Source organism: Colwellia sp. F1, assembly GCF_056238625.1.
This window is the reverse complement of the sequence record NZ_JBWDLI010000001.1, coordinates 371,429-390,827: the sequence shown is the minus strand read 5'-3', so window position 1 is coordinate 390,827 and position 19,399 is coordinate 371,429. Positions and strand designations below refer to the sequence as shown.

Annotated in this window: 17 protein-coding genes; 7 read left to right on the top strand and 10 right to left on the bottom strand. The window is 38.8% G+C overall.

Annotated elements, in window-relative coordinates:
* Positions 1-14: 14 nt before the first annotated feature.
* Positions 15-1,883, bottom strand: a complete 1,869-nt coding sequence (locus AC0UA9_RS01690) for a GNAT family N-acetyltransferase (protein ID WP_475656089.1) — start codon at positions 1,881-1,883, stop codon at positions 15-17.
* A 253-nt stretch (positions 1,884-2,136) separates the two neighbouring features.
* Between AC0UA9_RS01690 and AC0UA9_RS01685 the strand changes: the two genes are divergently transcribed.
* The 3 genes from AC0UA9_RS01685 (at position 2,137) to AC0UA9_RS01675 (ending at position 3,950) form a co-directional block, all read left to right on the top strand.
* Positions 2,137-2,772: a sulfotransferase gene (locus AC0UA9_RS01685; protein ID WP_475656086.1), complete on the top strand. Its 636-nt coding sequence runs from the start codon at positions 2,137-2,139 to the stop codon at positions 2,770-2,772.
* 89 nt (positions 2,773-2,861) lie between these two features.
* Positions 2,862-3,434, top strand: a complete 573-nt coding sequence (locus AC0UA9_RS01680; RefSeq protein WP_475656084.1) for a tRNA-(ms[2]io[6]A)-hydroxylase — start codon at positions 2,862-2,864, stop codon at positions 3,432-3,434.
* 171 nt (positions 3,435-3,605) lie between these two features.
* Positions 3,606-3,950 (top strand): YajD family HNH nuclease, encoded by a 345-nt coding sequence (locus AC0UA9_RS01675; RefSeq protein ID WP_475656081.1) that lies wholly within the window; start codon positions 3,606-3,608, stop codon positions 3,948-3,950.
* A 72-nt stretch (positions 3,951-4,022) separates the two neighbouring features.
* Here AC0UA9_RS01675 and AC0UA9_RS01670 read toward each other — a convergent pair whose 3' ends face one another.
* From AC0UA9_RS01670 to exaC, 4 genes are all read right to left on the bottom strand, one after another.
* Complete coding sequence (locus AC0UA9_RS01670; protein ID WP_475656079.1) at positions 4,023-4,223, bottom strand: hypothetical protein; 201 nt, start codon at positions 4,221-4,223, stop codon at positions 4,023-4,025.
* A 38-nt stretch (positions 4,224-4,261) separates the two neighbouring features.
* Complete coding sequence (locus AC0UA9_RS01665) at positions 4,262-5,500, bottom strand: MFS transporter (protein ID WP_475656077.1); 1,239 nt, start codon at positions 5,498-5,500, stop codon at positions 4,262-4,264.
* 2 nt (positions 5,501-5,502) lie between these two features.
* Complete coding sequence (locus tag AC0UA9_RS01660) at positions 5,503-6,312, bottom strand: ribonuclease H1 domain-containing protein (protein ID WP_475656074.1); 810 nt, start codon at positions 6,310-6,312, stop codon at positions 5,503-5,505.
* Positions 6,313-6,490: 178 nt separating this feature from the next.
* Positions 6,491-8,011, bottom strand: coding sequence for an acetaldehyde dehydrogenase ExaC (exaC, locus tag AC0UA9_RS01655; RefSeq protein WP_475656071.1), 1,521 nt, complete (start codon positions 8,009-8,011; stop codon positions 6,491-6,493).
* A gap of 245 nt (positions 8,012-8,256) precedes the next feature.
* On the opposite strand from exaC, the gene AC0UA9_RS01650 reads away from it, so the two are divergent.
* Positions 8,257-9,195 (top strand): AraC family transcriptional regulator, encoded by a 939-nt coding sequence (locus AC0UA9_RS01650; RefSeq protein ID WP_475656067.1) that lies wholly within the window; start codon positions 8,257-8,259, stop codon positions 9,193-9,195.
* Here the strand turns inward: AC0UA9_RS01650 and AC0UA9_RS01645 are convergent.
* Positions 9,165-9,467, bottom strand: coding sequence for a hypothetical protein (locus tag AC0UA9_RS01645; RefSeq protein WP_475656063.1), 303 nt, complete (start codon positions 9,465-9,467; stop codon positions 9,165-9,167). The two genes, AC0UA9_RS01650 and AC0UA9_RS01645, sit on opposite strands and share 31 nt — an antisense overlap.
* Before the next feature lie 250 nt (positions 9,468-9,717).
* Here AC0UA9_RS01645 and ylqF point away from each other — a divergent pair, with 250 nt between their 5' ends.
* Positions 9,718-10,650, top strand: a complete 933-nt coding sequence (gene ylqF / locus AC0UA9_RS01640) for a ribosome biogenesis GTPase YlqF (RefSeq protein WP_475656060.1) — start codon at positions 9,718-9,720, stop codon at positions 10,648-10,650.
* A gap of 166 nt (positions 10,651-10,816) precedes the next feature.
* Here ylqF and AC0UA9_RS01635 read toward each other — a convergent pair whose 3' ends face one another.
* On the bottom strand, positions 10,817-11,317 hold the full coding sequence (locus AC0UA9_RS01635; protein ID WP_475656058.1) for a YgjV family protein: 501 nt from the start codon (positions 11,315-11,317) through the stop codon (positions 10,817-10,819).
* A gap of 194 nt (positions 11,318-11,511) precedes the next feature.
* Positions 11,512-13,359 (bottom strand): M2 family metallopeptidase, encoded by a 1,848-nt coding sequence (locus AC0UA9_RS01630; protein ID WP_475656056.1) that lies wholly within the window; start codon positions 13,357-13,359, stop codon positions 11,512-11,514.
* A gap of 652 nt (positions 13,360-14,011) precedes the next feature.
* Between AC0UA9_RS01630 and psrA the strand changes: the two genes are divergently transcribed.
* Positions 14,012-14,638 carry a TetR family transcriptional repressor PsrA gene (psrA, locus tag AC0UA9_RS01625; protein WP_475656053.1) on the top strand — a complete coding sequence of 209 codons (627 nt, stop codon included), beginning with the start codon at positions 14,012-14,014 and terminating at the stop codon, positions 14,636-14,638.
* A 79-nt stretch (positions 14,639-14,717) separates the two neighbouring features.
* Here psrA and dsbB read toward each other — a convergent pair whose 3' ends face one another.
* Positions 14,718-15,236: a disulfide bond formation protein DsbB gene (dsbB, locus tag AC0UA9_RS01620; RefSeq protein ID WP_475656051.1), complete on the bottom strand. Its 519-nt coding sequence runs from the start codon at positions 15,234-15,236 to the stop codon at positions 14,718-14,720.
* A gap of 132 nt (positions 15,237-15,368) precedes the next feature.
* Positions 15,369-16,763 carry a sodium:proton antiporter NhaD gene (nhaD, locus tag AC0UA9_RS01615; protein ID WP_475656048.1) on the bottom strand — a complete coding sequence of 465 codons (1,395 nt, stop codon included), beginning with the start codon at positions 16,761-16,763 and terminating at the stop codon, positions 15,369-15,371.
* A gap of 659 nt (positions 16,764-17,422) precedes the next feature.
* Between nhaD and acs the strand changes: the two genes are divergently transcribed.
* Complete coding sequence (gene acs, locus AC0UA9_RS01610; protein ID WP_475656045.1) at positions 17,423-19,369, top strand: acetate--CoA ligase; 1,947 nt, start codon at positions 17,423-17,425, stop codon at positions 19,367-19,369.
* Positions 19,370-19,399: the final 30 nt, after the last annotated feature.

Below are 19,399 nucleotides of genomic sequence, written 5' to 3'. Positions count from 1 at the left end.
AGCTACAGTGTTGATTACTCAGCACTCAATAGTTCTGTCTCGTCGCTCTTTAAGCTTAATTTTAAACTGACTTCATCAAAATCATCACTGGGTTGGCGAATAAAACCAGCGCGTTCAAAAACCTTAAGCATAGAGGCGTTATCGCGACGAACACAGGCCACCAAGCTGTCGAGTTGTCTAATCGTAGCAATAGCGATCATCTCATTTAATAAGGCAGTTGCCATGCCTCGGCCACGCAGGCTTTCTTTAATAACAAAAGCCACTTCACCAGAGTTAATGTTTTCAATATAGTAATATCGCGCCACGGCTTGTATGGCTTCGCCTAAATAATCTTTGCGAGTAAAGCATAAGGCTAAATCTACATGTTGATTAACACTAACTAAGTTACATGACTTCTCACGAGTCATTTGTGTTATGTGATGGTTATAACGCATGATCAGGGTTTCTTTATTATGTGAATAAAAAAACTCTTGTAGTTTGCGTTCATCAGAGGGAGATAACGGGCGCAGGATGTAATCAATATTAGCAAATTTGAATTTTTTCAATTCGACATCGCCTAATTCAGGCACTGAACTAGGGGAGCTTTCTTGGTATTCAGGTACCCAGTAATGCTTACGAACATCGGCTAATAATTGTTCCCTAAATTTAGGGTGGGCAATACGAATAAGCTCTAAGGCTCGCTCACGAATGCTTTTGCCTTGCAATGAAGCAATACCAAATTCAGTGACTACATAAGAAACATGACCGCGTGACGTGACAACGCCGCCGCCTTCAGTGATGTGTGCAACAATACGTGATATTTGGCCGTCTTTGGTGGTTGAAGGTAGCGCTATAATAGACTTACCCCCCTTACTTAGGGAGGATCCTCGCACAAAGTCTACTTGCCCACCTATGCCACTGTAAAATTGATACCCGATTGAGTCGGAAACCACTTGGCCTGTTAAATCAACTTCTATGGCACTATTAATAGACACCATGTTGTCGTTTTTGGCTATTTTAACCGGTGAATTAACATGCTCTGAAGGGTAAAACTCAATATGAGGATTACCATTAACAAAGTCGTATACCTTTTGGCTACCAATACAATAAGTGACTACGGCTTTTCCTTTGTGATAGGTTTTTTTGCGATTGTTAATTACCCCTTTTAGCATTAACTCAATAATGCCGTCAGACAGCATTTCGCTGTGAATTCCTAAATCTTTATGGTTGGCTAAATAACGTAAAACCGCTTCAGGGATTTTACCAATACCAATTTGTAACGTTGCGCCGTTTTCTACCAGCATAGCGGCATATTGGCCAATTTGTTCAGTGCGTCTGTCTAATGCAGGTGGAATCACTTCGGGCAAGTCTTGCGCTTGGTTTATCCAGGCATGAATTTGATTTAAATGCACAAAGCTATGCCCGTTAGTGCGCGGCATTTTTGGGTTTATTTGGGCAATGACGTATTTAGCGGCTTTGACGGCAGAAGAGACCACATCCACACTAACCCCTAACGAACAATAACCATATTCATCAGGAGGGCTAACCATGATCAATGCAGCGTCAAGCGGCAAGCTATTTTCATTAAATAACCGGGGGATATCAGAAATGAAACAGGGGGTATAATCACCACGTCCTTCGGCAATAGCTTCTCGGATATTTTTTCCGCCAATGAACAAGCTATTCACTTTAAAAAGATCTTTATGCTCTACTTTTGCCCACACGTTTTCTGATAACGTTAAAATATGTACTGTTTCAATATCATGTAATTGTTTTGAATTAGCAATTAAGTCGTCAATTAATGCATTGGGTACTGCAGCACCTGAGCCAATAAATATTCGGTTACCTGACTTTAAATAATCTTCCCAATTTATATTATCGCGTTCTTCATATGGTGTTGACATGAAAATTCCTATTGTAGTGCCTTGTTATACTTTTAGTGCATTTATAGCGCAATACTATGTAGTTGTCTTATTAAAACACTTTATAGTAACCTAAGCTATTAGCTATAAGTATGACTAAAGAGATACGTTTATTCTAGATAAACTAGTATGACTTAAGCCAAATAAACCTTATTGACCGTGGTCAAATTTTTATTGTATGAAGTCAGTGGTATCATATATATTACTTCACTTTCTTTTGTTTTGAGTACACTACGTGACAACGAATAAAATATTTATTATTGGCTTACCGAGAACTGCTACCACCAGTGTTTGTTTAGCAATGTTGGGTTTAGGCTTTAAAACGGCCCATAATGCTTATACCGAAAATGCTTTTCGTGAAGCAAAAGTTATTGCAGATACCCCCGTATTTTGTGACTACCAAATGCTTGATAAGCACTTTGAAAACAGCAAGTTTATTTACTTAACACGTAATAAAGAACATTGGTTGCCGTCAATAAAGCAGCTTTTGCAACGTATGCTAGTTAATTTACAGCGCAATGATGGTGGTTTTAACCCTCATTTAAAACGTTGTTATAATGAGGTCTTCTCGCCAATAACAGCAGATAACATTGCCCAAGATGAGTTTCTTTATCAGTGTTATCAACGCCATCAACAAGGTGTTTATGATTACTTTCGTGCCAGACCTGAAGACCTGTTAACCATTGATGTAAGTGAGGCCAGTAGCTATCAGCAAATGTTAGCGTTTTTAAATATTTCTCCTGAAAATGCTAGCGATAAAGGTTTTGAAAAAATTAATATTGGCGGTAAGGTTAAGGCTTGGCAAGCGATAAATAATAGACTAAAAATAGAGTCAACCAATAAAGGGCGTATTGATAAAAAGCTTTATTGATAAAGTTGGTATAATTTTGCTTTGACCTGTAAAATTAGCCCTTTGCATTGTAAAATTCCTTTTCATATTGAATCATTGAAGTAGTATTTATGTTTGAATTAAAGTTTAATACCACACAGGCATGGACAGATGCTGTGTTAGCTGATTTTCCCAGCTTTCTACAAGACCACGCAGCAGCTGAGAAAAAAGCGTCTGGCATGGCTATGGCTATGTTGTCTCATTACCCAGATAAAGCAAAATTGGTGCGCGCAATGACCGATTTAGCGATTGAAGAGTTAATACACTTTAAGCAAGTGTTAAAATTACTAATAGCCCGTAACGTTACCTTAGGACAAGACAAAAAAGATCCCTACATTACCCAAATCCGTGCACTTTTTCGTAATGGCACGAATTTGTTTTTAATGGATCGCTTATTGGTTGCAGCGGTGATTGAAGCACGTGGCCATGAAAAGTTTTGGTTGGTTGCCCAAGCATTGCCAGCAGGTAAAGACAAAGACTTCTATGTCGCCATTGCCAAATCAGAAGAAAAACACAAAAACTTATTTGTTGAATTGGCTTATGAATATTTTGATAAAACAGAGGTTGATCAGCGTTTAGAAGAAATTTTAATTGCAGAAGCTGAAATATGCAAAGGCTTACCCATTAAGGCAGTTTTACATTAATAACCACGTCATTGATGCTGTTGTTGTTCATGAAGCAGTTTAGCGTTAAGCTCGATACGATATTAGTATAGCACTTAATGATCTTCCTTTTATAGCGAACAAAAGCAAGATTGAGCAGCAACAAACTTTTTCATATAATAAGAGTATAACTTACCTAGAGTAGTGTTCATTATGTCTTCAGATCGCTTTGGCACTAGCGCCAATTATAAACAAAAAGAGCAAGGTTACCGTGACCGGGCTTTAAAACTATACCCTTGGGTATGTGGTCGGTGTGCCCGTGAATTTGTGTACTCCAATTTAAAAGAATTAACGGTACATCATATGGATCACGACCATACCAACAACCCTAATGATGGCAGTAACTGGGAGTTATTATGCATTTATTGTCATGATAATGAGCATGCTAAGTATACCGAACATGCTAACTATCAGACGGAAGTAAAAGCGGGAGATACCAACCAAGATATTGCCACTTATAACCCATTTGCAGATTTAAAATCGCTGTTGAAAAAATAATGGCCAGCACAACACTGCAACACCTCACCATTTACTTTTACCAACTGAGTGTTAAGCGTTAGCGGTTGAACATTAATTTTCAGCCACTAAGTATTGCTGATATTCTCGAATACCAAAATAGCGAATTGATTTTTTCTGTTTGAGCTTTTTGGCAATTAATTGTTCACCACAATACACTTTAACTACTTGTTTGTCGCCATTTGTATTGACGTCGTAGTGATGGTTTTTATTTGCGCTTAAGTTATCAAACTCTGTTTTCATTATTAACTGCATAAACTAGTCCCGTATTATCCTTGTTGAGTGTGTGCACGTTACTGGGTTTTATAACGAAGGTAAACAATGGTGAGAATAATTAAAATAACAAGCAAAGGCAGGCTAGTTAGTACAACATAATGCCATCCACCAAAAAATAGTACCCAGCCAGCCATTAACGATGCAAATGCTTGAAAGCCAAATAATACGAAATCATTAGTGGCTTGCACTTTGTGTCGTTCACAGGCGTTGTAGCTTTGAGGTAGCAATGAAGTACCAGTTAAAAAGAGAAAGTTCCAACCAACGCCTAATAAAATTAAGGCCCACAAATAGTGCATCACTGCTTGACCAGAAAAGGCAATTAACGCGACCATAACATAAATAACAGTTCCCAATGCTAGCAAACCTTTTAACGTAATCTTGTTCACCAACCAAGGCGTCAATAACGACGGAAGATACATAGCAGCGATGTGACTTTGTATTACCCACTTTGTTTCTTGTAAACTGTGTCCTTGCAGGTTGTGCATACTCAGTGGTGTTGCAGTCATTAAATAACTCATCAGTGCAAAACCAATGGTAGCGGTGCTAATTGCAATAATAAAAACGGGCTGTTTAGCAATAACAACTAAGGGTCTTACTTCACCTGTATTTGTGGTTTCATTGATTGCTGGCTCTTCAAAAAAGATCATTATGCAGGCGGCTAAACATATAAATAAGGTCAGTAAAGCAAATGAACCAGCATACCCATAAGGTGAAATAAGCCAGTCTTTGGCGGTTACGGCAATTTCAGGCCCTAAAAAAGCTGCAAAAACACCACTTAACATTAACACAGATAAAATTTTCGGAATGTCAGCCTCATTTTCGCTACTTTCTATGGCAGCAAACCTGAGTTGCTGGGTGAAAGCGCCACCAATGCCAAATAAAAAGCTTGCTAGACAAAACAGGCTAAACAGGGCTAATTTTGTTGCAACAATTGCGAATAAGGCTGCAATTAAAAGGCAGCTAAAGCCGGTAAAAACAGCAAACTTACGCCCGTTAATTTTTGCTATTATTGCCCCAGGGATAGAGCCCGCAGCGACGCCTAATATCATCAGGCTAATAGGTAAAGTCGCTAATGAAGCCGAGGGAGATAATTCACTTGATAGAATACCGCCTATAAAAACAATAATAGGCGCAGAGCAGGTAACTAAGGGTTGAGCGATGAAAAGCAAGCTAATGTTTCGAGGTAAGTGAAGTTTTTTACTTAGTATGATGGCGCTAACAACAATAAGCGCCATTACAGTGAAAACAATAATCATTATTAGCCAGATTCCATTGCTAAAATAACCTTAACATCAAGTTCACCCTGGTATTTAATGAGCGATGCTTGTTTTTGTATTCTTGCTAATACCGCCATTCGGTCTGATAACTCATTCCCTTCAATATTGGCATGGCCTTTAACATGGCTAATAAAGACGTGTTTTTTTATTTCTTGGTACAGGGCAAAACATTCTTGAATTAAGGTTAAATTTTTTATCGCTTCGCCTTTACCGCGGGTCCAACCTTTAGCTTGCCAACCTATAGCCCACTTGGTTATACAGTCGATTGAGTATTTAGAGTCAGTTAATATTTGTATTTGCTCAACTTGGTCTAAGTATTTTTTTGCTAACTTGAAGGAATACAATAAACCATTAAGCTCTGCGGTATTATTAGTGCCATTTGCTTGGTATAAGCCGTAATAAAGCGAAACCAACTTACCATGTTGGTATACCGCTAAACCAGTGCCTGATTCTCCGGGGTTAGGAGAGCAAGCACCATCACAGTAGATTTGTAATTCGGCGCTGACGTTAGGAGGGCTGTTGGCAAATAGGTTTTTATTAGGGTTGCTGGTTTTTGTTCTAGTTGACTGTTTAACGCTCGAGCTACTGCTTGCACCTCCTTTATTAGCTAAAGAGCGCTTCATTAATGCCTTTGTGTAAGTTGATGCAAAAGCTGCTTGTGCCTCAGCTTCAGAAGGAAAGCCCATAAACTGGGCATCGGAACGTCCTTGAGTGTAACTTTGAACGTCGGCCCAGGTTGAAAATACGCCTGTTTTAGCGCCTTTCCAAACCACATAATATTTTTTGCTCATAAAGGATAAATTTTTCTTGATAAGGATACTGATAGCTATTATCAATAAAACTTTAGCGTATAGCCAGAAAAAAGCGCCATAACAACCCAATTGTTATGGCGCTTTAATTATGAGCAACGACAAGGTTAACGGTAAGTTGACTCAAACGATAAAAATCGATTCAAGCGGTTACTAGCCATTAGAAAAAACCTAACGGATTAACATCGTAACTCACCAGTAGGTTTTTGGTTTGTTGGTAGTGGCCAAGTGCCATTTTATGGTTTTCTCGACCAACCCCCGATTTTTTATACCCACCAAAAGCGGCATGAGCAGGGTATATATGGTAGCAATTTGTCCATACACGGCCGGCTTGAATTTTTCGTCCCATTCTATAGGCTAGATTACTATCGCGGGTCCAGACCCCAGCACCTAAGCCAAACTCAGAGTCATTGGCAATAGCAAGTGCTTCTGCCTCATCTTTAAATGTTGTGATTGAAATGACAGGGCCAAAAATTTCTTCTTGGAATATACGCATGTCATTTGTGCCTTTTAATAAGGTAGGCTGAATATAGTACCCGTCACTAATATCACTTGATACTTGCTCTATTTCGCCCCCTGTTAAGACTTGCGCGCCTTCTTTTTTACCAATATCTATATAAGATAAAATCTTATCAAATTGAGCTTTTGACGCCTGGGCACCCACCATAGTTTCCGTGTCAAGTGGGTTGCCACGTTTAATGGTTTTGGTACGGGCTAAAACCATTTCAATAAATTTAGGGTAGGCATCTTCTTGAATTAACAACCTTGAAGGGCAGGTGCAAACCTCGCCTTGATTAAAGTAAGCCAAAATAGCCCCTTCAATACACTTGCTTAAATAAGCATCCTCTTGCTCTATAACATCGTTGAAGAAAATATTAGGAGATTTGCCACCTAATTCAACCGTTGAAGGAATAATATTTTCAGCAGCGCATTTTAAAATATGTGAACCAACAGGGGTTGAACCGGTAAAAGCAATTTTAGCTATACGCTTACTGGTAGCTAAAGCTTCACCGGCCTCTTTACCATAGCCATTAACCACATTAAGCACGCCAGCGGGCAATAAGTGACCAATCAACTCGACTAATACTAAAATTGAAGCAGGTGTTTGTTCAGCAGGTTTTAATATGACACAGTTACCGGCTGCTAAGGCGGGAGCAAGCTTCCAAGCAGCCATTAAAATAGGGAAGTTCCAGGGAATAATTTGTCCTACGACACCTAAAGGCTCGTTAAAATGATAAGCCACTGTATTTTCGTCTATTTCGCTTATAGCACCTTCCTGTGCCCGTAAACAACCAGCAAAATATCGTATATGGTCAACAGCTAAGGGAATATCGGCTGCTAAGGTTTCACGGATGGCTTTTCCGTTATCCCACGTTTCAGCAACGGCAAGTAATTCAATGTTTTGTTCAATAACATCGGCAATTTTTAATAATGTATTTGAACGCTCGGCAACAGACATTGTGCCCCAAGCGTCTTTTGCTTGATGCGCGGCATCAAGTGCTAACTCAATATCGGCTGAGTCTGAGCGAGGTACTTGACAAAATACGTTGCCATCGACAGGGCTTATATTGTCAAAATACTTACCATTTACTGGCTCAACCCACTGGCCGCCAATATAGTTTTGATAACAAGGCTTAAAACTCATTACTGCGTTATCTGTGCCTGGTGCTGCATATATCATAATAATTTCTTCCTTTTTTAGTTGTTTTAGTATTCAAGTCGTTAAACTTGAGCTATTAACATAGTCTTTAAGGTTTAGCTTAACTATGCTAAAAATTCAAAAAACTAAGCTAACAGTTCACTAATTTTAATAAAAAGTAGCTAAAAAAAAGAAAATAGGTAAAGTAAGAAAAGGTGAAGTAAGCACAGCAAAAAATAGAACAAGTAAGCAACCTGAAAAATCAGTCATAGAAGATATAGCCAGTTATGATGTTACAACCCACAAATAATAAGCGAAATGCGCCGAAAGTGCTTGTTGAAAACAAGGTGACTTTTGCCGGCCCTGAAGCTGATCTAAGTATTTATGATACGTATGAGCGGGCAGAACGAGTACAGCTAAAGTCTGATCAGTTACTCTTTTGCGCTATGGTTACCGGTAAAAAAGTGATGCACGGCGGTGAGGCATGTTTCTATGGTGAGTTTTTACCTCATGAATCGTTTGTGATGGCACCAGAGAGTGTTGTTGAAATAGACTTCCCTACTGCACAACTAGCAAAACCCACCACTTGTCTAGCAATAGAAATATCAACTGAGAGAATTAAACAAGTAGTAGCAAGCCTAAATGAAACTATGCCAATGCATCAGGCTTTTGGGCATTGGCGGTATCATAACCAACTGGTTCATACCCACCATAATAGTGAAACCCAAGCATTATTAAACCGTATCGTGCAAATTTATACTGAAAACCACCAAGACCGTAGCGCTATGATTTCTTTGTCTATTTCTGAGTTAACTATTCGGTTGTTACGCCATCAAACACGCGATTTTATGCTGTCGTTTTGTCAGCAGCAACCTGATACTAATGGGTTAACTGCTGTAGTAAGCCATATTGAAAACAATATAGCAGCCAGTTTACAGATAGATACCTTAGCTCGCATTGCTTGCATGAGTCGAACAAAGTTTTTTAAAGAGTTTCGCCTTCACTTTGGCTGTACTCCTGCCACTTTTCAGCAGCAACTTCGTTTACAAAAAGCGGCAGTATTGATCAAGCAAGGCCAACAAATTACACAAACCTGTTTTGCTTTAGGTTTTAATAACGCAAGTCATTTTAGCCGTTGCTTTAAGCTGTTTTACGGCCTAACACCAAGACAATATAAGTTACAACACCAAAGTCGCTATATGACAACTGACAATTCTTTTTTGTAACGACGATCTCTGTTAGCACGAGATTCTACATAACGGCCACGCGGTTGCTGGTGTTTACGACGGTCACCTCCTTTACTGCGGCGATCATTTTCCTCAGCTACCACAGGTGAAGCCTTTAATTTTTCATTAGAATTAACCGCTAAATCAGGCTCATCGTCCGCTTTTGGGGATAACCTCGTTTGACGGTATTTATTTTTTTGTTTTTTATCTTTAGTCAGCTGTTGTGCTTGGGTAAGAGTACTAAGATAAGTTAAATCATTTATATATTTCATAGGCTTTACATACACCCAACAAATAACTGAGTATTTTAGGGAGTATTCCTCTTGCTTATCGTTACGTTCGTTGTTGCTATATTCGCTATCGTTATTGAGTTCATTACCTAGGTAATCGGCCGATAGAATAAAAAGTTTAATTTTTAAGCAACATTACTTCTGTAGAATAATTATTAGTTGTCGAATGACCTTCCTGCCTAAGCTAAATCTTGCTAAAATTGATCGATAAAACTTGCAATTAGGATGTTTCATGGCAATTAACTGGTTTCCCGGTCATATGCACAAAGCGCAAAAAGAAATTAAAGAAATTTTACCGCAAATTGATGTGGTCATTGAAGTGTGCGATGCTCGCTTACCCTTTAGTAGTGAAAACCCAATGATTACTGAAATCAGAGGTGATAAACCACTGATTAAAATTCTTAATAAAAGTGATTTAGCGGATCCAGACAAAACAAAAGTTTGGTTAGATTATTTAGAGTCTCAACACAATGTGAAGGCGATTGCTTTAACAACACAAAATAATGCGACAGCAAAGCTGATACCCGCGCTAATAAAAAAACTCGTGCCGGGTAAAGACGAAGAAGGTAAACAAATTAATGCCATGATTATGGGGATTCCTAATGTTGGGAAATCTACATTAATTAATACCTTAGTCGGTAAAGCGAAAACAAAAGTAGGTAATGAGCCAGCAGTAACCAAAGGGCAACAACGCATTAAGTTAGAAGAAGGCTTATATCTTTTTGATACACCAGGAATGCTGTGGCCGAAAATAGCTAATGCAAATAGTGGTTATCGTTTGGCAGTTTCCGGTGCAGTTAAAGATACCGCCTTTGATCACGATGATATTGCGTACTTTGCTGCCGAATATTTACTGGCAAGCTATCCAGAGCGTTTAATTGAACGCTATAAACTGGCCGAGTTACCACAACATGAAGAAGACTTAATTGCCGCAATTGGGCGACAACGTGCTTGTGTGAAAAGTGGTGGTCATGTAGACATGCACAAAGCGTCAGTTATTTTAATAAATGAAATAAGAGATAAAACCTTAGGTGAAATCACCTTTGAAATGCCGGAAAATATTGAAAAAGAAAATGCCTATTTTCTCGCTGAAGAAGCGAAAAAAGTAGCCGCTCGAGCAGCTAAAAAATTAGCGCGGGGCCGGGGCAGAAAAAATAAAAGATAAGGGTACGGGGGGCAGAGTTAGCGACACCTGTGGTATAGCATTAGTACTATTTTGATTTAGCACAGTTTGCCCAACTCACACCAAGCCAAATCACACGCGTTTTACAAACTTCGTTCACTCTAAGCGCGGAGTTTTACTTTTCATTAGTGCTTAGGGTACACACTTTTTACTGTGCTTTTTTCACTACATAGTAACGGTAATACCCTATAAGGCTGCTGCCAACAAAAATAGTCTCAACCAGTATCCCAACAGGGGTCCAAAGAATAATATTGTGAACAAGCCATAATGAACCACCTAAAACCATCATTAAGCGTAGAAATTTATCATTTTTGCTAAATGCCCCGATGGTAATAAAAACTGTGGCAATAAAACCAATAATACTTAACAGGCCAATATAAGTGTACAGGGTGATGAGTAAACTTACCCCAAGCGAAGCAAAGCTAACCCATGTTAACTTCCATTTAATCGAAATTAAAAAGCGAATACTTGAAAACAAAAATATAAAACCGGCAGTGGGTTGCTCAAGTAATAAGTAATGAAAACCATTAAATAAACAACTAACAGACAATAAAGCCAAAATATAGTTTTTGTTCTTTAGTTGCATAGCAAAGCATTCAATAATAAGTGTTACAGTAACGAGTAATTGTGAAAGTAAAAAGTCGGGCATGCTGTGTGATCTGCTTTGTGTGAAAGGTTGCTACAGTAGGGTTGATATACTCTAGCGTTGAAAAGGGCGTGTTATAGTCGATTTTATCAAACTTTACTGGAAGCGTTTAATGGGTAAACTAAGGCCCTAACATCAATGATATTAGGGCCTAGGGTATCAAGTACAATCAACAAGAGAAAAAAGTTAATTGGTTATTAGAAGCCACATTGTTTATTTTTGTTCTTCTCTTTTAGCCATGTTTGTAGTGGCGCAAAATAATCTAAAATGGCGGTAGCGTCCATTTGTTCATTACCGGTTAGTACTTTATAAGCTTGTTGCCAAGGTTTGCTTGAACCCATTTCTAACATAGTGTTAAGGGCCGTACCGGCGTCTTTGTTGTTGTAAATAGAACAGCGGTGAATAGGATCAGTGTTACCGGCTATATCACATAGAGCACGATGAAATTCAAATTGTTGAATGTGTGCTAAAAAGTAGCGGCTATAGGGTACGCCACCGGGTACGTGGTACTTTGCGCCAGGGTCAAATGCATCAGCATCGCGTGCAACGGGTGCTGCTACCCCTTGGTATTTTTCACGTAATTCCCACCATGCAGTGTTGTAATTTTCTGGCGTTACTTCCCCTGAGTATACCTTCCAACGCCATTGATCAACCATTAAGCCAAAAGGAATAAAGGCAACTTTGTCCAAAGCCATCTTCATTAATAAACCAATGTCTTTAGATGCATCTGGAATTGTATCAATTAAGCCAATTTCTTTTAAATATTTAGGGGTAACCGACAGGGCGATCGTGTCGCCAATGGCTTCATGAAAACCATCATTAGCACTATTTTGAAAGTATACTGGTTGCTCTTTATAAGCGCGTTGATAAAAGTTATGACCAAGTTCGTGATGAATTACTGAGAATTCTTCACCGGTTTTTTGAATACACATTTTAATACGTAAATCATCTTTTGCATCTAAATTCCAAGCAGAAGCATGGCAAATGACATCTCTGTCTTTAGGTTTAGTAAAGAGTGAGCGTGTCCAAAAAGTTTCAGGTAGTGGTGCAAAACCAAGAGAAGTAAAAAACTTTTCTGCGCCCTTAACCATCGTTATTTCATCGTAATTATGTGCAGCTAACTGTTTGGTAACATCGTATCCAGGATCCGCATTTTCAGGTGCAACTAAATCATAAATATTTCCCCAAGATTGCGCCCACATATTACCTAATAAATGCGCCGGGATAGGTTGGTCTTGTGGTACTTTGTCTTCACCATATTGCTTACCTAACTCGCTACGAACATAACAATGTAAATCGTCGTATAAGGGTTTTACTTGCCCCCAAAGTCGGTTTAATTCTTGCGCAAAGTCATCAGCCGGCATGTCATAGTTTGAGCGCCACATAGCGCCTAAATCTTTATAACCTAAACCGGTTGCTCCTTCATTGGCTAGCTCTGCTTGCCTAGCATATAAAGATTTCATCGGCGGACTAATTTCACGCCAACCCTGCCACATTTCTAATAGCTGGTCATAGTCACGCGACGTTGCCATTGTTGCAGTCATATCGCCTAAGCTTAGAGTTTCACCGGCTTTTGTCGTATAAGTCCCTTTGCCATAAATGCTCCCTAATTCTGCGCCTATTTGCGCAAGCTCGGCAGACTTGGCCGAATTTGGTGGTGCAGGCAGCACCAAAGACTGTTTCAGTATATTCAATTGACGACGTTGAGTAGCAGTTACATCAACGGTATCAAATTCAGCAGCCTTCATAGCAAAACGAACACCCGCCTCCGTTGATTTTTGATCTGCCTCTGCTGCGAGCGCAGAAGTGTCTTCGGTAATAAAGTTAGCATTTATCCAAGCGGCCCTTGCCCCTGATATGCCAAGCTCTACAAGCTCTTTAGACGTTTCATCAAGAAATTCTTGAGCGTCTTTGCTGGTTAATGCTTTGGATGATGTTTGGGTGTTTTGTGTTTGTGATTTTGACGTAGCATTACAACCGGCTAATGAAGTTGCAACAACGAGTGCAATAGCGGTGAACTTAAATGTATTTGTTATATTTTTCATTATGTTTAAGTGTTTTATAAATTGTGAGGTTAATTTAGTATATTCAAAGCGAGTGTTAATGCAAATATTCAAGCAAAGGAATATAACGTCACAACCGTCGCTTCATTATATGGGGCAAAGAATTGTGTTACGCAGAAAAAAAATATAAAAATTAAGGAAAATGTGGCGCTAAGGCTTATGTAATATGCCTTGTTGTTATTTGGCACTAATTAGGAGCTCAGTTATACTGACGTTACTATCGCTAATATAAGGCTATTTTGTGTATAGAATGCGTAACAATTATCGTTTATTTTGCTTATACTTTGTTAAATAAAAAGGCTATATGGTCTAAAGAAAATGACGTATGTACTTGGCAAAGCCGAGCTGTGCGGTAAGTAATTAACCTGAGGTAAAAAAAGACTCAGTGTAGATTGACAGATCAGGCCACTGAGTCAGGGAGTAAACAAATAACGTTGTTAATGCTGTTCACCTCTTGTATGACGTATAAACCTGCATTTAGTTCCATAAATCGTGGTAAAATTTTTAAATTATTATTTATCGCTGATGCTACTTGACCTCAATGAGGTAAATAAGCTATTTTAAACGCTTGTTTGAATTTTAATGTTATCCCTTTTAAAAATAACATGAGTGATCGTTTTGGTATAAAAGAATTATGAGTACGAAAAATAAAATATTAGATGCAGCAGAAGTCCTTTTTGCTGATAAAGGCTTTAACGGAACATCACTAAGAGAGATCACTAGCCATGCAGAAGTTAATTTAGCTGCGGTGAACTATCATTTTGGCTCGAAAAAAGAGTTGATTAAGGCCGTTATGTCTAGGTACATGAATGAACTTAGCCCAAGATTAGAATCAGCCTTAGGCGCATTGTGTACAGATGAAGCTGATCCTGATCTAATTGAGGTGTTTTCTGCTTTTATCGAACCATTACTGCACCTGAATCACTTTAAACATAACGGTACAAGTACGTTCTTGCAACTACTTGGACGAGGCTACACTGATAGCCAAGGCTTTTTAAGGTGGTTTTTAACAACCCAATACCCTAACGTTTTTACTAACTTTACCAATGCCGTTCACAAGGCCTACCCAGAGCTGAGCGCTGAAGAAATGTTTTGGCGTTTGCATTTTACTATGGGAACGATTGTTTTTACGATGTCTTCAAGTGACGCCCTTATTGATATCGCTTTAAATGACTTTGATCGCCAAGTCGACATAGCGGGCGTGATTAAACAAGTGATACCTTATGTGGCAGCAGGAGTTGCAGCCCCTATTATTCGCTAACAGTTTATTGTTTTAGTCGCGGGTTATCTGCCATATTTAATGCATCACAATCGATTTTTAATGAGGTAACATCTGATTACTATAGTTTTTTGCTGTGTACTAGTCTATTAATAATAATAACAGCAAAAGCGAGTGTGTAAATGCCATAAACAACAATCATCCACTGTGGCATGCTATACCCTAAAAATTGCCAGTCGATATCACCACAACTGCCGGTGGCTTCGAACATGAAAGGCACCCATTCATGTAGCGGAGCCCATGCGGGGAAATTAGGAATAATATCGCAACTAAAAAATAATGACCCTGAATTACTTTGCATTTCTACATGCTCTAATGCAATGAATAAGCCCCAAATCGCACCAAGCGCCCATAAAGTATAAGCGACTAGTCTCGCGAGTAAATAGCGACAAGCAATAATGCCAACCAAGCCTGCAATCATAATGGCAGCAACAGCAAGGCGTTGGTAAACGCACATAATGCAAGGGGCCAAATTCATGGCATATTGAAAAAACAATGCACATAGCTCGATACTTAAAGCTGATAAGCATAACAATAACCAAGCCTTAGTGTTGGTTGTTAACTCACTCAAAAATTTCATTTTTGCTCATTCTCTATTCACGTTAACGATAAAAAGCTTCTACATTACAGTAAAGTTATGTAGAAGCTTTAATAATACCAATTAATGCGGTTTGTTGTTATGAGAAATACTGACTTTTTTAACTGTCAATACTTAACCATTAATTAAAAAGTGAGTATAAATACTCGCAGCGTAACCCAGGGCAATAACAGGCGTCCATTTAAGGTGACTAAAGAAAGTGTAATAACCCCTTGCTTGCCCCATTAAAGCAACACCTGCGGCAGAGCCAATAGACAATAGGCTACCGCCAACTCCGGCTGTTAATGTTACCAGTAACCATTGCATATGAGACATTTCAGGGTTCATGGTTAATACCGCAAACATCACTGGGATATTATCAATAATGGCTGATAAAATACCCACTAAAATATTAGCACTTGTTGGCCCAAGTTGACCGTACATAAACTCAGAAGTAATGCTTAAATAACCGATAAAACCTAAGCCACCTACAGCTAAAATTACGCCGTAAAAGAAGAATAAGGTGTCCCATTCTGCTTTGGCGATGCGGTCAAAAATATCAAAATCTTCTTTAATTTTATGATTAGTTTCTATTTTAGCTCTGTCAATTTCACCTTTACCTGATTTACGAATATAGTAACCAAAGAATTTTAAGTAGGCTAAGCCCATCATCATGCCGTAGACAGGCGGTAAATGAATAAAGGTATGAAAGGACACCGCGGTAACAATGGTTAACAAGAATAAACCGACAATAACTAAACCGCCATGTTTAATGGGGGTAATATCGCTTGACTCTGTTGTTGGCTGACCTTTGGGGAGAAAAAACTGCATTATAAAGGCTGGTATCACAAAGTTGACGACAGCAGGAATAAACAAAACAAAAAACTCATTAAACTCTACCATGCCTTTTTGCCAAACCATTAAGGTTGTAATATCACCGAACGGGCTAAATGCACCACCTGCGTTAGCACCTACGACAATATTAATACAACTCATCGCGATAAATTTAGGTTCTTCCTTACCTACAGCAACGACAACAGCACACATAATTAAAGCTGTGGTTAAGTTGTCAGCGATAGGTGAAATAAAAAAGGCAAGAATACCGGTAAGCCAAAAGAGTGCTTTATAGCTAAATCCTTTGCCAATTAGCCAGTCACGTAACGCATCAAACACATTACGCTCTAACATAGCATTGATATAAGTCATCGCAACAAGTAAGAAGAAAAATAGCTCAGCATATTCTAAAAAATTATGACGGATAGCGGTTTGTGCAGCGTCAGGCAGGCCTTGCGAATTATAATAATAGGCAATAATTATCCAAATTAAGCCCGCGGCAAGTAATACAGGTTTAGATTTTCTTAGGTGTAATCTTTCTTCTAAAATAACTAAAACATAAGCTAACACAAAAATAACAATGGCAGTGTAACCAATCCAGTGTGCAGTTAAATTTAAGGTTTGATGAGCAGCATTAGAAGCAAAAGCAATACTAGGTAAAAGCATTGCCACTAAAATGAGCAAAAGTAGTTTCATGTTTATTCTCAAGTTTTTGATGGAAGCGGAGGTATTAAATTTTTCGCTGATTTTAACGAAAGAGGGCTTAAAATGATATATAAAATATGGCAAAGACAATTCATATTATTGATATTCATGATACAAATCATAATTACTGATATAAGCGGTTTGCTGCTTTGCTTATAGCATGGTTTTCATCGCTCATTTTTTGCTTTAAACCGCAATTTAATTAATGTATGTTAATGTAAAATAATCAAACATTCGCAAGTTATAGTTGATGTTTTTTACAGTAAACTACTTTATTAAGTATTGGGTCACCCCTATAAACGTTAATATTTTGTAATGAAATGCTTTCATAGAAAAATTTATATGCTTAATAGTAAATATTCATTGCTGTTATCGACCCTGCTTGACAGCGTTGTCAATCGCCAGTGGCAATGGTAACCTTTATGCTTAAATAAAGCGATCGTCGCTGGTAATCTTGTTAAATAGTGCAAGGCAACAATGTTACTTAATACGTACCTTGATCTTTTAATAGGGCGAAATGCGTATTGGGTTTAAGACTAAAGGCGTATATAAAAACTAACGTAAAATACTTAGCATGAACCCAATCTTAGCTATTTACATAAAATAAAAAATTATTATGTTGGGTGTTAATCTCCAAGAAGGAATATCTTATGAATGAACTAAAATCTTGTTATCCCGTATCAGCAAAGGCGAAAGCGCACACACATTTAGACAGTGCCACTTATGACGCTATGTACAAGCAATCTATTGAGCAGCCCGATGTGTTTTGGGCGGAGCAAGCAAAAGAATTTATTGATTGGTACCAGCCTTGGGATAGCGTTAGCAAAATTGATTTAAAAAACTCTGAAATAAGCTGGTTTGCTGGCGGTAAACTTAATGTAAGCTATAACTGTATTGATCGTCATTTAGCAACTAAAGCTAACGAAACGGCCATTATTTTTGAAGGCGATGACCCTAACGATGACCTAAAAGTAACGTACCAAGAGTTACATGATCACGTCTGTCGCTTTGCTAATTTACTAAAAGAGCGTGGTGTTAAAAAGGGAGATCGTGTTTGTATTTATATGCCGATGATTCCTGAAGTTGGTTATGCCATGTTAGCGTGTGCGCGTATTGGTGCTATCCACTCTGTTATTTTTGGTGGGTTTTCTACTGAGTCAATTAAAGCGCGTGTTGTCGATGCAGACTGTCAAGTAGTGATTACTGCTGATGAATCACTGCGTGGTGGTAAACGTATCCCACTCAAAGCTAATGTAGATGCTGCCGTAGCAGAATGCCCGAATGTACATTCAGTAATTGTTGTTGCTAGAACTGGTGGTGATGTTGCTTGGAACGATAAAATAGACATTAACTATGCTGATGCTGTCGCTAATTTACCAGCGGTATGTGAACCCGAAGTAATGGATGCTGAAGATCCCTTATTTATTTTATATACATCGGGTTCAACGGGCACACCTAAAGGGGTTGTGCATACTTGTGGTGGTTATATTGTCTATGCTGCAATGAGCCATAAATATGTTTTTGATTATAAAGACGGTGAAGTTTATTGGTGTACAGCCGATGCTGGCTGGATCACGGGCCACTCTTATATTTTTTATGGACCATTAGCCAATGGCGCAACTACATTAGTTTTTGAAGGGGTACCCACTTACCCTGATGCCGGTCGTTTTTGGCAAGTGTGTGAAAAACATAAAGTCAATATATTTTATACTGCACCAACGGCTATTCGTGCGTTAATGAGTGTTGGAGATGAATTAGTTGAAAAGCATGATCTTTCTTCATTACGTTTATTAGGCTCGGTCGGTGAGCCAATTAACCCTGAAGCATGGCATTGGTATTATACCGTTGTAGGTAAAAGTAACTGTCCTATTGTTGATACTTGGTGGCAAACAGAAACCGGTGGCATTTTGATCACCTCATTACCTGGCGCTGTTGACATGAAACCTGGCTGTGCCGGTAAGCCATTCTTTGGTGTACAACCTGCCATATTTGACAAAGACGGTAATAACCTTGAAGGTGAAAGTGAAGGCCTATTAGTGATGACAGATAGCTGGCCAGGGCAGCTACGTACTGTGTACGGCGACCATAACCGTTTTTACCACACATATTTAGGTCAATACCCAGGTAATTACTTCACAGGTGATGGCGCTAAACGTGATAAAGATGGTTTTTATTGGATTACAGGGCGTGTAGATGATGTGCTCAATGTCTCAGGGCACCGCTTAGGTACGGCTGAAATTGAAAGCGCCTTAGTGCAGCATCCAGCCGTTGCAGAAGCAGCAGTAGTTGGTTATCCGCATGAAATAAAAGGCCAAGGGGTTTATTGTTATGTCACACTGATGGGGAATACAGTCGAAAGCGATGAACTTAACAAAGAGCTAAAAGAATATGTGGCTAAAGAATTAGGACGCTTTGCGAGACCTGATTATTTACAATGGGCGCCAGGTTTACCGAAAACACGCTCAGGAAAAATTATGCGCCGTATTTTGCGTAAAATTGCCGAAAACGAAGTAGACAGTTTAGGTGATACCTCGACACTCGCCGACCCAAGCGTAGTTGATGACTTGATCGCCAAACGTATTGTGCACGGTAGTTAAGCTTACGTTAATATATAAACACAAATACAT